The organism is Mucilaginibacter aquaedulcis, from assembly GCF_030409325.1.
Classification (GTDB): Bacteria; Bacteroidota; Bacteroidia; order Sphingobacteriales; family Sphingobacteriaceae; genus Mucilaginibacter; species Mucilaginibacter aquaedulcis.
Map to the genome: position 1 here is coordinate 923,949 of NZ_JAUFPR010000002.1, position 15,442 is coordinate 939,390.

Genomic DNA, 15,442 nt, shown 5'->3' on the forward strand with positions numbered 1-15,442 from the left:
TGATAAAAACGCTATTTTATAGGTAAAACAATGGCTTCCTATAGTAAATTAACATGAAGTACAGCTTTTATCAATGCTCCATACATAAAAGATCATTCATCACAGCAGTGTGCTTTTTCACCGAAAATTTCATTCAAACGGTTTTTAAATGTCATTGGTCAATTACTACCGCTTTTGATAATATCGTACAATAACTTGATAACAGATAGATAAAAAACCGAAGCGCCTTTACACATCTTTGTTCATATCAACCAATTACTCAACCCTGCATTATTTCAACGTAAAATGGGATCTATTTCATTAAAGATTGCATATAAATATATATGATACAAACAGATAATTCCTTCAGAGATATCACGGTAAGGTTTCCGTCGCAGATCATTATAGGAAAAAACTCAGTGATGAAATTAGTTGATGAGGTAACTGAAGCAGGCTATTCAAATGTGTTGATTATTACCATAAATGTACTTTTAACAAAACTCAACCCAATAATACAACAACTTCAAGATAAGGGGATCAAAGTACATGTAAATACTTCCATTATTCAGGAACCATCTTTTCAAGATTTTGATACCTTGCTTGCTTCCTTTAAAAACATATCGGCAAATGTAGTGATAGGCATTGGCGGAGGCAGCGTGCTTGATGTAGTCAAATTACTTGCTGCACAACTTAATAACACGCAGACTTTAAATGATATTACGGGTATTGGCCTGCTAAAAAAACGTAGCATCAAGTTAATATGCATTCCTACTACTGCCGGCACCGGCAGCGAAGTATCACCTAATGCCATACTTGTAGATGAGGATCATCAGAAAAAAGGGATCATCAGCCCGTATCTTGTTCCTGACTCTGTAATCGTTGATCCTGAGCTTACCTATAATTTACCTCCTGAAATCACTGCAGCCACCGGGCTTGATGCCCTTACCCATTGCCTTGAAGCTTATACCAATTTATTTGCCCATCCATTTATAGACATGTATGCTTATGAAGGAATGAGGCTTATTTCTAACAATTTAGTTAAAGCTGTACAAAATGGTTCAGATCAAAATGCACGTACCCAGCTTGCCATAGGAAGTTTATTAGGTGGTTTTTGTTTGGGTCCCGTTAATACAGCTGGCGTACATGCACTATCATATCCCCTTGGCAGCATGTTTCATATAGCTCATGGCTTATCAAATGCATTGCTATTGCCGTTTGTAATGGAATTTAATATACCTGCTGCATCTGAACGATATGCACAGGTTGCACGCGCTTTGGGTTGTAACAGTGAAAGAACTGAGATTGATACCGCCAATGCAGGTGTTCAAAAAATTCGAGAACTGATAAAACAATGCGGTTTACCTTCAAAACTGGGTGATATAGGCATCCAAAAGGATGCTATACCAATTATGGCGGCAGACGCTATGAAAATTACACGACTACTCAAAAATAATCCACGACAGATAAATCTTAACGACGCTATCCATATTTACGAAGCAGCTTATTGAAATAAAATGAAAGTAAAAAAGAAATATAATGGCTTGGTGGTGCCTACAATAACTCCATTAACCGAAAATTACAAACTTGATCATGAAGCTGTTGAGCGGATTTTTGATAATATATTTAACTACGGTGGTGTACCTTTTATACTGGGTACAACCGGCGAAGCACCATCTTTGCCCAATGATGTGAAACTTGACTTTATTAAGTTGGCAGCTAACCTTAAGCAGCCAAACAAATTACTTTATGCCGGCATATCATCAAATTGCGTGGCAGATTCTGTGGCTATAGCTAACCAATGTGCCGATGAGGGGGTAGATGTTGCTGTTGCCCACCTGCCCGCATACTTTTCATTAACAGATGCCGAAATAAAAGAATACTTTGAAAGCCTTGCTGATAAGTGCCCCCTCCCGCTCATTATTTATAATATACCTGCAACCACGCATACCTCAATACATCTAAATTTACTAAATGAGTTAAGCGTTCATGAAAATATCGTAGGCACGAAAGATTCAGAACGTAACCTTGATCGTTTAAAGCAATCGCTTGTATTGTGGGCTAACCGTTCTGATTTTAGTCATTTTCTGGGTTGGGGTGCCCAATCTGTTCATGCATTATTTGCAGGAAGCGACGGCTTAGTACCAAGTACAGGCAACCTATTTCCGGATATTTATTATAAAATGCTGGTAGCTGCTGATAATGATGATGAACAGGCCGCTTTGCTTTTACAAAGACATTCTAACTTGCTTGGCGATATTTATCAAAACAAACGCTTATTAGGAGGATCATTAGCGGCGTTAAAATCACTGATGGAAAGTGCCGGCTTGTGCCATTCTTATATGATGCCGCCTTTGCAGCAGGTATCACCTGCCGATGCTGCCGATTTACAGCAAGGATTGCAAAATATCATCACCCGCGAAAATCTTAATTTACCTATATACCAATGATAATTAAAAAACCAGTTATAGGGATTACCATGGGCGATCCGGCCAGCATTGGCCCGGAGATAGCTATAAAAGCTTTACTTAACAAACACTTGTTGGAGATATGCAATCCCGTAATTATTGGCGATGCTGCTGTTTTTAAACATATCATTAAAAAGCTGGGGTTAAATGCCCGTATCAATTCTATAAAAAATATAAAAGATGCCCGCTTTGTTTATGGCGAACCTGATGTATATGATCTTGAAAATGTTGATATGAGTCAATTACAATTTGGCGAGATATCGGCTATGGCGGGCAATGCTTCGTTTGAGGCTGTAAAAAAGGTGATCGAACTTGCGCTTGCCGATGAAGTTGATGCAACAGTAACAGGGCCCATCAATAAAAAATCGGTTAACGAAGCAGGGCACTATTTTGCCGGACACACCGAAATATATGCTCATTTCACCAATACTAAAAAGTATGCTATGCTTTTGGTTGAAGAGAATATGAAGGTGATACACGTATCAACACATGTTTCTTTAAGGCAAGCTTGTGACCTGGTAAAAAAAGACAGAATAATACAGGTAATTGAGTTGCTGCACGATGGTTTAATACAATTAGGTGAGCCGAATTTAAAGATTGGTGTTGCCGGACTAAATCCCCATGCCGGCGACTCCGGTTTATTTGGAACTGAGGATGATCAGGAAATATTACCCGCCGTACAAGAGGCCCGATTGGCTGGTTACGATGTGGAGGGCCCTATACCCGCCGATACGCTTTTCTCGAAAGCATCAACCGGGCATTATGGCGGCATAGTGGCTATGTATCATGATCAGGGACATATTCCATTTAAACTTACAGGCTTTAAATGGAATGCGCAAAAGCAGCAGATGGATAGTGTTAAAGGTGTAAATATTACCATGGGGCTACCTATCATCCGCACATCGGTTGATCATGGTACTGCTTTTGAAATAGCCGGAAAAGGTGTAGCCAGTAGTGATGCCATGATATTGGCTATCGAATCGGCGGTAAGGCTTAGCAAAACAAGGTTAAAGCAAAATGCATGATAGCGGTAATAGCAGATGATTTAACCGGGGCAGCCGAACTTGCCGGCATTGGCCTCAATTATGGGCTAAAAACAGAGGTTTTAACCAATATGCAGTACGCCCAAGAAACTGATTTAGTCATCATTGCAACAGATACCCGTTCATTATCAGAAACAGATGCGAAACGTATAATTCATGAAATAACCCTTAAACTCATTGCCTTTAAACCGCGTGTGATCTTTAAAAAGATCGATTCGGTATTACGAGGGCATGTTATTACAGAATTAAGCACTCAATTGGAGGTATCGGGGACAAAACAGGCATTTATAATTCCGGGAAATCCGCATCATAATAAATGGGTAAAGGATAGTATATATTACTATAATAATCAACCGGTACACCTAAGCAACTATGCTATCGATCCGGCTTTCCCGGTAATCTCATCAAAAGTGTGCGAAATGCTTAGGGTAAATAATATTATATCTGCAAAACCACATGAAAAATTATCGGGAGAAGGAATGTTGGTATGCGAAGCTGCAGAAGAGGATGACCTTAAATACTGGGTTAAACAAGCAGCGGATAATGACATACTAATAGCCGGAGCATCTGGTTCATTTACACAATTACTCTATCATTTAGGGTATAAACAATCGACTACAAAAGTTACTGTTTCCTTATTAAATTACAGGCTTTTTGTATTTGGCAGCACATTTTACCAGGGAAAAATTGATGTAAAGGATGGCTTTATTAATAACATACCTGTTATCTACATCCCTTCATGGATCATCAGAAATCAGAACCCCAAAGAACACTTTTACGAATCATATGCCAATGAAGTGGTACAGAACATAAAGGCCCATCAAAGCGCTATTATGGCTGTCCACCCTGATACAACTGAAGGGCTTGATATAGATCCTGCAATGCTTGCCCATAAAATGGGAATTATAGTAAAATACATTAACCATCAGATATATTTAAAGGAATTATTAATAGAAGGTGGTGCCACTGGATGGGCCATATTGCAACACCTCCAAATCTCAAAATTATATCCGTTACAGCAAATAAGTCCCGGCGTAATACGCATGGGAATAGCTGGTAATAACCAATTATGTGTAACTTTAAAACCCGGCAGTTATGAGTGGCCAGCTCCTGTTTGGGAACCTATTAACCGTTAACCATTTATGAAACATGAAACCCTGCACCTGGCAGATTATATTATTATAGCAGTGGCATTGGCTGTTTCATTAACCATTGGTTTAAGATTTTCAAAGGGCCAAAATTCTACCAAAAAATATTTTGTATCCAGGGGATCTATACCAGCCTGGGCCATTGGCATGTCACTCATGGCAACGCTAATCAGTAGTGTAACTTTCCTGGCTTATCCCGGCGAAGGCTTTTCCTCCAACTGGATACTCCTGGTACAGGGACTTATGGTACCTGTTATACTGCTTCTGATGGTGTGGTTTATTGTACCGCTTTATAGAGAAGTAATCGGAGTAAGCACCTATGAATATTTTGAAAAACGATTTGGCACATTTGCCCGCTTTTATAGTTCTATAAGTTTTGTGCTCACCCATTTTTCAAAAATGGGCACTGTTTTTTTTCTGCTCGCACTCGCTTTGGCTAATATGACTAACACCAATACTTATGCTATAATATGGATAATTGGTTTGGTGATTATCGTAATTACCCTCATCGGTGGCATTGAGGCTGTAATATGGGCCGATGTTGTACAGGGCTTTTTGCTTATTGGCGGAGGAATCGTATCGTTCATTATCCTGATCTATTCTATCAAAGGCGGTTTTCCTGAGCTTTGGCACATTGCCAGCATTAATCATAAAAATAACTTTGGCCCTTACACCTGGGATTTCAAAAAACTCACCTTTATTGTAATGGCCATTAACGGTGTATTTTATGCAATACAAAAATATGGAACCGACCAAACCATGGTTCAGCGTTACCTTACTGCCAAAACAGATAAGGCCGCCATCCGGGCCTCTATCATGGGTGTGGCCTTAACCGTTCCGTTGTGGGCGTTATTTATGTTTATTGGCACTGCACTATTTGCGTTTTACCAGCAAAACCCATTACCTGAAGGAATCAAAGCCGATGCCGTTTTTCCTTATTTTATCATGACCAGACTGCCAACTGGCTTAGTAGGTTTAATATTAGCAGCATTAATATCGGCAGCCATATCCAGTCTGGGTGCTGACCTTAACTGCCTTTCGGCTATTGGTATAGAGGATTATTATAAAAAGTTTCGTCCGCATAAAACTGATGAGGAATATTTAAAGGCCGGGCGCTGGATTGTAGTATTAGCAGGCCTTGGCGCTATTTTAATAGCAACATTATACTTACTTGCCGGCGATGAAGGTGCGCTTGGTATAGTGTTTACCTTGTATGCTATATTTTCTGGTGGTATTGCAGGTATTTTCCTGTTAGGCCTATTCAGTAGCCGGGCCAACTGGCAAGGCCTAAATATTGGCATTACAGTCTGCATCATATTCACAGCTTACGCTTTTTTAACATCTACAAAAATTGGCTTGGGTAGCGATAAACATATATTGCTTGATTTAGGTAAATACAATTTCAATCAGCACAAATATATGTTGGGCGTTTATAGTCACCTGGTTGTAATTGTGGTAGGTTACGGAGCCAGCTTATTTTTTCCAAAACCTATACTGAATAAAAACCTACTATTTAGCGGATGGCTCGAAGCTAAACGTGCGCATAAACGAATAAATAATACGAATGAGAACCAAATTACTTCTATTACTGATTTATAGTGTATTTCTTAACTTCACGATTAAAGCACAGAAATTAGCCTCTGTATTTACCAGCAATATGGTATTGCAGCAGCAAAGCCATACGCCAATTTGGGGCTGGGCAAAGGCAGGCAAAAATATTACGGTAACCACTTCCTGGAATAAAAAAAGCTATCAAACAAAGGCAAACAGCAACGGTAAATGGCTGGTAAAAGTAAGCACACCCGTTTATGGTGGCCCATACAGCATTAATATAAAAGCCGACTCAACCATTATACTCAATGATGTACTGATAGGAGAAGTTTGGCTTTGTACAGGGCAATCAAATATGGAGATACCTATGAAGGGTTATAAAAGCCAACCCATTGCTGGCTCCGTTGACGCTATATTGAAATCCGCTAATAACAATATTCATATTTATACGGTTCCTCATTCATCAGTAACCGAAGTACAGGAAAATAGCAAACCCTCGCAATGGCATGTGGCGTCGCCTGAGTTTGTGGCTAATTTTAGCGCTACAGGTTATTATTTCGGCCGATTATTGAATGAGATGCTGCATGTACCCATTGGTCTAATCAGTGACTGTTACGGAGGATCAAGCTCGGAGGCCTGGATGGATCCTGATGGTTTAAAAGACTTTTCTGAAATTAAGATTCCGGCTAAAACGGACTCTATTAAGGATGTATCCCGCACTCCTACCACGCTTTTCAATGGTATGTTAAACCCTGTTATTGGTTATAACATTAAGGGCTGCATTTATTACCAGGGCGAATCGAACTACGAGCGACCAGATCAATACGAAAAACTTTTCCCGGCTATGGTAAAACGCTGGCGGCAACTATGGGCTCAAGGCGATTTCCCTTTCTATTATGTACAAATAGCTCCTTATGATTACGCTCAACTTCCCCCATATAACGCAGGAAAAAAATATAATTCTGCCTATCTACGTGATGCACAGCGAAAATCTGTAAACATAATACCCAATAGCGGTATGGCTGTTTTACTTGATGTAGGCGAGCAGGCTACGATACATCCGCCGCAAAAAGAACAAGTAGGAACACGTTTGGCATACCTGGCTCTTGCTCAAACCTATGGCATAAAAGGTTTTGATTATGCAAGTCCGCTTTATAAGAGCATAACAATTGAAGGCAGTCGTGCAACCATCCGTTTTGACCATGCCGAAAACGGCCTGACATCTTGGAACAAACCTTTGCAGGAGTTTGAAATTGCGGGCAAGGATAAAATGTTTTATCCCGCACAGGCAGTTATATCAGGCAGTGTGATCATTGTATCATCCCCTGTGGTAAAGGAGCCGGTTGCTGTGCGATATGCCTTTAAAGATTTTGTAGTAGGCGATTTGTTTGGAACAAATGGGTTACCCGCCTCCTCTTTCCGGACTGACGATTGGTAATATGAAAAAAGCACTGCTCCTGATATTGTTATTTTACTGTACCACAGTGCTGGGGCAAAGCAGCATTGAAAAATACAATGTTACCTGGACAAGCCAAAGCCAAAATTCAAGCGGATCTATGCCCTGCGGGGGGGGCGACATTGGCCTCAATGTTTGGGTTGAACATGGCGACCTGCTTTTTTACATTGCACGCAGCGGCACGTTTGATGAGAATAATGCGATGTTAAAATTAGGCCGGATGAGAGTAAAACTCACACCCAACCCATTTGAGGGTAATGTTTTCAAGCAGCAGCTAATACTTCAAAACGGATCGGTGCTTATTTCCGGAAAGAATGGAAAGGTTGAAACAAGGATCAGGATTTGGGTTGATGTTTACAGCCCTGTAATTCATCTGAACATTAAAAACAATACGAGATTAAAAACGACAGTTGCTTTTGAAAGTTGGCGTTATAAAGACAGAGCCGTAAAAGGCACAGAAAATAACCAGGGTTCATGGAAGTTTGCACCACAAAGCGCGGTTTTAACCCATAAGGATAGCATCTCATTTCAAAACAATGCCATATTGTTTTATCACCACAATTCAGACTCTACCATATTTGATGCCACTGTAAAACAACAAGGGATGGAATCTGTGAAAAGCCAGCTATTCAATCCACTTAAAGGCCTTACGTTTGGGGGAATAGTTAAGGGTAAAAATCTGAAACCAAATGGCACTTACACCGGAACTTACCAAAACACTGATTTTGATGGCTGGAAATTACAAAGTACCAAACCAACACATGATCAGGATGTAGAAATATATCTTAACACAGATCAAACCGACGTTCCAAAATGGCAAAATGGGCTAAATAACGTTGTCAAAAATGCAGAAGTAAATCAAAAAACGGCCTGGCAAAAAACGGCCGCTTGGTGGAGTAAGTATTGGGGCAAGAGTTTTATCAATATAAACCCAAACAACCTAAATGCTGATACCATTGCCTGGCAAACCGGCAAAAATTACCAATTATTTCGGTATATGCTTGGGTGTAATGCTTATGGTGAATATCCCACCAAGTTTAACGGGGGCTTGTTTACTTACGATCCGGTATTTGTAAACGAGAAGATGCCGTATACGCCTGATTTCCGAAACTGGGGAGGCGGCTTAATGACGGCGCAAAACCAACGCCTGGTATATTTCCCTATGCTCAAAAGCGGTGATTTCGATCTCATGAAACCGCAGTTTGATTTTTACCTGCGTGCGCTGCATAATGTAGAGTTGCGCAGTCAGGTTTATTGGAGGCACGCCGGGGCATGTTTTACCGAACAGCTTGAAAACTTTGGTCTGCCTAACAGCGCAGAGTATACGTGGAAACGTCCTCCTGGTTTTGACAAAGGTGTTGAGTATAACGCATGGCTTGAATATACCTGGGACACAGTTTTTGAGTTTTGCCTCATGATACTGGAAACAGAACGCTATGCGGGTAAAGATATTCATCAATACATCCCGCTTATAAAAAGTTGCCTCACTTTTTTTGATGAACATTATCAATACTTGTCGCGCTTAAGAAGCAGTAAAGCGCTTGATGGCAATGGTCATTTGGTTTTATACCCGGGTTCTGCTGCCGAAACTTTTAAAATGGCTTATAATTCCAACTCAACCATTGCTGCGCTGCAAACTATTACCCAGCGTATGCTGGCACTACCACATGGATATATAGATAAAGAAGATCGGTTGAAGCTGGAGGCATTGCTTAAACGGATACCTCCAATAAGTTTTGGTGAAATTAATGGGCAAAAGATATTTACCCCAGCAAAATCATGGGAACGGGTAAACAACGTGGAAAGTCCTCAATTTTACCCTATATTTCCCTGGGGTATTTATGGTATCGGTAAACCCGGATTGGATATTGCCCTTAATAGTTGGAAACTGGATACGCTTGCCATCAAATTTAGAAGCGGCATGGGTTGGAAACAGGATAATATATTTGCCGCCCGTCTTGGCTTAACCAAAGAAGCTGCAGCCTTAACCTCATTCAAACTCAAAAATTCCCAACAGCGTTTCCCGACTTTTTGGGGCCCGGGATTCGACTGGACACCTGACCATAACTGGGGTGGTTCAGGCATGATTGGTCTGCAGGAAATGCTTCTTCAGGTTGATGATAAAAAGATCTACCTATTCCCAGCCTGGCCTAAAAACTGGGATGTACATTTTAAGCTTTACGCGCCTAATAATACCACCGTTGAAGCAACTCTCAAAAATGGAAAAGTTGAGAATTTAAAAGTACTCCCGGCAGAACGAAGTAAAGATGTAGTGATGATGCTTGAAAAATAAGCAATCATAATACCCATCTTTTATTCACAAATCCTATGTCTTTTGCCCCGAAATCCTTTATCTATCCAAAGGTATCCAGGTTTCCATATCCGCATGGCCACGATTGCCCCATGCATAATACGGTATTAATCTAATGTTAGCCGCGTTCTGTTTAGGTGAGGTTACTGGTTTATAAAGCTGATTTTTCCAACTGTTTTCTTCCCGTACATCTGCCTTGCCGGTAAGGCTCATGATCGGACTATTATCTATAGTTATCATCTCGGGCTTTAATTCATTTTGAGCTGATAATGCAATATCAAACACCTTTTGCCCTTTTTCCAGATCAGCTGATTCTAAACAATATACCACAGGGCCACGTTTAACTGCTACCTGGTTACGGGTTTCTTCTACTAAAGGGTTGGCCTCCATCATGGTTACCGGCATTGGTAGATTAAGTTCTATCTTATCACCTGTCTTCCAATTACGAATGATCTCGGCATAGCTACCCGGCGAAAGAACCTGATTAACAGCAGTCCCGTTAATTTTTATAATAGCATCTTTGCTCCACCCGGGAATGCGAAAAAACATAGAGGTTGCCTTATCTGGAGCCTGATCAATACTTATGCTAATTTTGCCATCCCACGGGTAGCTGGTTATCTGGCTGAGTTTTATTTCAGCATCATTTTTTAGCTTGGTAGTCAGTGTATTCCCTCCATATAAATTAAACCACAAACCTTTGTCCGATACACTGTAGGCATAATCGTTAATCTCGGCAATAGTGCGTACTACGTTTGGCGGACAACAATTAGATAGCTTGATATACCCCACCCTATCCTTTGACCACCGTTGATTAAACGGTAATTCATCCGAATAACTAAGTGGATTGGTATACAAAAAACTCCTACCACTTAGGCTGATACCTGATAATACACTATTGTATAAAGCCAACTCCATTACGTCAGCATATTTGGCTTCGCCGGTAACCTGCAGCATGCGCCAGTTCCATAATACGTTGCCAATATTGGCACAGGTTTCATTATGAGCGGTAAAATTGGGTAATTGATAATCGCGGCCATAAGCCTGGTGCACTTTTTGAACATCATTGGGATTATAAGATGTACCATCTGGCGAAACCCCGTCATAAAGCGCGCCACAGCCACCTGTTATATACATTTTCCTGTTCACCACATCATTCCACATCAGGTTAAGGGTATGTATTAAAGTAGTATCACCTGTTTCTGCATAAACATCAGCAGCGCCCGCAAACAGGTAATTTGCTCGTACAGCGTGGCCCATAGCCTGGGTTTGTTGTCTTAAAGGGATACGATCCTGGTTATCATCGGTGCCGTTGTCCATCAGTCCACGAATGTTGATCAGGTTTTTGGCCAGTTCCAGATATTTAGGATCATGCGTAGTACGATACATCTCAACCACACCCATATAATGCGATGGGCAAATAGCATTACGCGCCAACTCGGGCGAAGCCGTTTTATAAAAGTTATACAAATAGTCTGTTGCCTTAATGGCCAGTTTCAGCATATTGGTTTTACCCGTTGCCCTGTAATGGATACAGGCTGCTGTCATCAAATGGCCAAGATTATAAGTTTCAAAATTAAGACGATCATTAAACGCCTTTTCTTTTCCGGAATTTTTACGCTCCTCAATAATGGTTGGTGTATGAATATAACCGTCTGCACGCTGAGCTTTAGCAATTACTGCTATGGTTTTATCCATCAATGCATCAAATTTAGGGTCATGCGTTGAAGCATACATGCTGGCTACAGCCTCAAACAGTTTATAAAAGTCGCCGTCATGAAAAGGCGGACCTTGATGTGAGCCAGTATCGAGTCCTGCTGCTATCTCAAAATTACGGTAAGCATGACTGACCTTTGCATCGGTATATATTCGCCATAAATTGGGGATCATGGTATCGCGACAAACCTTAAACCTATCGGCCCAGAAACCATTTGTCCAGGTTACATCGCCCATATCCACACTGCTTAATTTGGCATACTTGCTTTTACCGGTATTTACCAAAGCTTTTTGCTGTGCGCTTGCATCGCCAACTACCAATATTAAACAAATGGCTAATAGTCTGATCATTTTACTCCACCTCATATTTTTCAATTTATTGCTGTTTAAGCTTTATCAATTTAACTGGCCCTAATAAACCCGCTGGCAATAATTGCCTCCCTTCAAGTCGGTAAGGTGCATTTGTCCAGGTTGTCTGTTCTTTTTCAGGCAATGCATGATCACCTATTAAGCGATTGGCCCAGGTGTTGGTCACTTCAATTTTTAATTGATTATTTCCTCTTTTGAGCGCTTTGGAGATATTGACCTGGTATGGGTAAGTCCAGGCTACACCACAATCAACTCCGTTTACATAAACCTGTGCAAGATTCTCTACTCGTCCAAGATTTAACCAAACCTGATCATTCACTTTACCACTCCAGGTAAACGATTGGTTGTATACAGCGGTACCTGAATAATACTTGATGCCAGCCTCAGTTAGAGTGGACCAATCATTCAATTTATTAAAGCTAATGGGTGATCTTGGCCCTCCCGACTGAGGATCAAACTGAATCTTCCAGGCTCCTGTTATAGTTTGCACATCATTTGGCTTTATTGTTTTACTATTTTTTGAAACTAATGCTGATGTCGATTTCCGTAGGATAACGAATACTGAACCATTAGATGGCAGTGTTACCTGCAATTCCGTACGACCAGCAATCATGTGCCACTTTTCTGCAATATGCATCTCTCCGGTAAGTGCATCCCAAAGTTCAGGTATGTAGCCGCTTGTTCTTAATGATAGATTGACTGTACGTTCTTTATTCTCCTGATTTGATATAAAATACAATTCAAAATCTGATGCCCGCCGATGCGTCCAGGCGATACTGGTTGCGAAACCACCATTTTCCCGGGCAATCAAATCACGAGTAATCCCCAGCTCATCAAAATTATCTTTTTGGTATGAGCTAATAATCAATTTACCCTTTTGGTTACTATTTGCATAGAGTCTGTCACCTGCCTTTTCAACATCGGCATTATTACCCATACCTGTCGCTTTCATGGGGCGATTATTGATCAGGATAGTAGCCCCGTCATTAACTAATTGCTGCAAACGCTTCACTACTTCGGCAGACATTAAGCCTGAATCCGGAAACATTGGATGTACTCCGGGAACTACCAATATAGCATAACTTGCACCACCAGGTAAGATTATTCGGCCATTTTTTACAGTAGCGAGGCGCAACAATGCGTCTTTATTAAATGAATCATAGGCATAACCATGCAGGGGATCTATCCAATTTTCAGGTAAAGCCATATTCGCAGAGTGGCTGGCGTCGCTGATACCGTTTGCCATTGGCTCACCTTTATTTGCAAGTCTTTCGGTCTCCTGCCTTACTTTTTCTGCACCAAATAAACCGGGTAAGGTACTAACCAATCTATCAGGTAGTATAGCTCTTCGTGGAGTTTCCTCACCGGTAAAAACTGCTATATCTGTCACCGGGTGTCCTTTTTGAAGCAAGGCCTGGCAACGTTGAATATATTCAAACCAGGCCTTTCCGGGTTTCCACCAGGTTTGATCGCGTTGAAAGTACATACCAATACCATCAAGCGTCATACCCGGTTTACGGTTGAGCCATGGATTATGCACGTTGACATGGAAAACGTAGCGATTAATACCAAGGGCAAAATTACGATCGGCCATAGTTTTGAGCATAGCAGGGTGCTCATCCCAGAGTAAACGCAGTTCGGTGAATGCCTCCGCCTGAATAATATTTTTGCCATATATATGACCGCCGGAAATAGCATCCAGCATATCATTGGGTTTATCGTGCGTAGGACTCCGAAACCAAAATTCGCCCATGGGTATATCAGCCTGCTGATAATGCAACATACCGTCGCCCATCATGGTTGGGGCAACACTTTCGGCTGTAAAAGTACAGCCTTGAGCATGGGCCAGCTTAACCATAGTACCATAAAAGTTACCTACGAGTAGCTCGGCAATAGTTTGTCTTACATCGCTTAATACCTTTTCTGAAGTTTCGGCACTTTCTACAGGTATACCTGCCATTACCGGTAAATAAGCTAAAAGATCATATCCCCTACGTTTCTTAAATTCGGTAGCAAACACAGGCGACCAGTTTTGGCTACCACATTCCCAGCTATCTATATGAAAAATCTTTAATACACGTCTTGCCAATTCAGGACCAACCTGGCGAACTGCTTCACCAAACCAATGATCAAACTGTATTCTGGCAGCTTCCGGGTTAAATTTATCACATTCCAAGCCACTCCCAGCGCCACCCGTTGCATTGGTATGCCCGGTGGAAGTATGGCCGATGCGCAGGATAGTCCACCGCCCTGGAGGTACATCCCAATGCAATTTACCCTGTGTATCAATTTTATCTGTTAGATTAATAATATTGTTTGGGGAGATGCACAAGTCATTTGAAATTTGAGCTATAGTTGTGAGCTTACTTACCCTCCAAACTTCGCCGGTTTTACTTTGATATTGGTGAATGCGTGGTTCGGAAGAAAGTTCGATACCTGATAATTTCAATGATGGCTTCCACTTAGCAAAATCCAAATCTTCTGCACCTGGCTCTGAACCGGTTTTATCGTATATAAAACGGAAATATTTTGCTGTAGTTGGCTCAATGCTATTAGTGATCTCTGCATCACCATCCTGCCAGCCATGACGAGGGGCTTGCAGCCTACCCAACGATTTGAATTTTTCACCATCGTCACTAACCTCAACCAACAATCTTTCTGATTGATAATTGCTTGATGTTGTGTGGATAATGAGCGAACGACAAGTAAATGGCTTTTCAAATTGTAATTGCATCCAGCAAGGCTCGCTGTTGGCGAAGTTTTTTTTATTACCCCGTTCACCAAGATATTGTACATCAGTACCGGTTAAACTGGTTGTTAACTTCGGATGCGCATCATAACTACTTATTTCTTCGCCTGGTAAGGAGGAATACGCCAGTATTTGGATATCCTGATAATAATTTTTGTAATGAGAAGGGGTTGGTAAAGTATCTTGATACTTTTTGTCGCCTGTAACCAACTTTTTTGACCATACTACTTTTTGCATGGATAACTCAGGTGTTATCCAAGGGCCGCCTGCCAGGGCAAAGCCATCACTATCGTGCATAGCCAGTTTAACGCCTATGCGGTCGGCTTCCTGCATGGTGTATTTTACCATAGCCCACCATTCTGGGCTTAATTGTTGAACCGGCGGATTGATATATGGCGGATTAGCAGGTCCTTTAATAGGCATCAGATAAGCGCCACCTATACCTGCCTGTTTCATGGCTTGCAGATCGGTGGTGATACCTTCACGGGTTACCGCGCCCTGCATCCAGTACCAGAACACCCAAGGTTTGGCAGCCTCTGGCGGGTGCCGGAACACCTGCTCCAAACTGTTACCGGCAGGCACTTTCTTTACCTGGGCCAATACTCCCGATATCAGGCAGCACATATAAATCAGCATTATCAATCCACACCTTTTCATA

The 15,442-nt window shown here is 41.4% G+C and carries 9 protein-coding genes; 7 read left to right on the forward strand and 2 right to left on the reverse strand.

All coding sequences use genetic code 11. The features are described 5' to 3' along the window. The first annotated feature begins 323 nt into the window (after nucleotides 1-323). Genes QWZ01_RS08495 through QWZ01_RS08525 form a run of 7 tightly spaced genes read left to right on the forward strand, consistent with a single transcriptional unit; the run spans nucleotide 324 to nucleotide 9,935 of the window. The gene (locus QWZ01_RS08495; protein WP_290322872.1) at nucleotides 324-1,487 is read left to right on the forward strand and encodes an iron-containing alcohol dehydrogenase; all 1,164 of its coding nucleotides are present in this window, start codon (nucleotides 324-326) and stop codon (nucleotides 1,485-1,487) included. 6 nt (nucleotides 1,488-1,493) lie between these two features. Further along, nucleotides 1,494-2,426 carry a dihydrodipicolinate synthase family protein gene (locus QWZ01_RS08500; protein ID WP_290322873.1) on the forward strand — a complete coding sequence of 311 codons (933 nt, stop codon included), beginning with the start codon at nucleotides 1,494-1,496 and terminating at the stop codon, nucleotides 2,424-2,426. Then, nucleotides 2,423-3,469, forward strand: coding sequence for a 4-hydroxythreonine-4-phosphate dehydrogenase PdxA (pdxA, locus tag QWZ01_RS08505; RefSeq protein ID WP_290322874.1), 1,047 nt, complete (start codon nucleotides 2,423-2,425; stop codon nucleotides 3,467-3,469). Before QWZ01_RS08500 ends, pdxA begins: the two co-directional genes overlap by 4 nt. Continuing rightward, nucleotides 3,466-4,623, forward strand: a complete 1,158-nt coding sequence (locus tag QWZ01_RS08510) for a four-carbon acid sugar kinase family protein (RefSeq protein ID WP_290322875.1) — start codon at nucleotides 3,466-3,468, stop codon at nucleotides 4,621-4,623. Before pdxA ends, QWZ01_RS08510 begins: the two co-directional genes overlap by 4 nt. A gap of 6 nt (nucleotides 4,624-4,629) precedes the next feature. Continuing rightward, nucleotides 4,630-6,234: a sodium:solute symporter family protein gene (locus QWZ01_RS08515; protein ID WP_290322876.1), complete on the forward strand. Its 1,605-nt coding sequence runs from the start codon at nucleotides 4,630-4,632 to the stop codon at nucleotides 6,232-6,234. Continuing rightward, a complete protein-coding gene (locus tag QWZ01_RS08520) occupies nucleotides 6,200-7,624 on the forward strand; it encodes a sialate O-acetylesterase (protein ID WP_290322877.1) in 1,425 nt (474 codons plus the stop codon). Before QWZ01_RS08515 ends, QWZ01_RS08520 begins: the two co-directional genes overlap by 35 nt. A 1-nt stretch (nucleotide 7,625) precedes the next feature. Further along, complete coding sequence (locus QWZ01_RS08525) at nucleotides 7,626-9,935, forward strand: DUF5703 domain-containing protein (protein ID WP_290322878.1); 2,310 nt, start codon at nucleotides 7,626-7,628, stop codon at nucleotides 9,933-9,935. A 57-nt stretch (nucleotides 9,936-9,992) separates the two neighbouring features. On the opposite strand, the gene QWZ01_RS08530 is transcribed toward QWZ01_RS08525, so the two are convergent. After that, entirely contained in the window at nucleotides 9,993-12,017 is a 2,025-nt protein-coding gene (locus QWZ01_RS08530) for an aceric acid hydrolase (protein ID WP_290322879.1), read from the reverse strand. 25 nt (nucleotides 12,018-12,042) lie between these two features. Further along, nucleotides 12,043-15,441, reverse strand: coding sequence for a glycosyl hydrolase (locus tag QWZ01_RS08535; RefSeq protein WP_290322880.1), 3,399 nt, complete (start codon nucleotides 15,439-15,441; stop codon nucleotides 12,043-12,045). Between the last annotated feature and the right edge of the window lies 1 nt (nucleotide 15,442).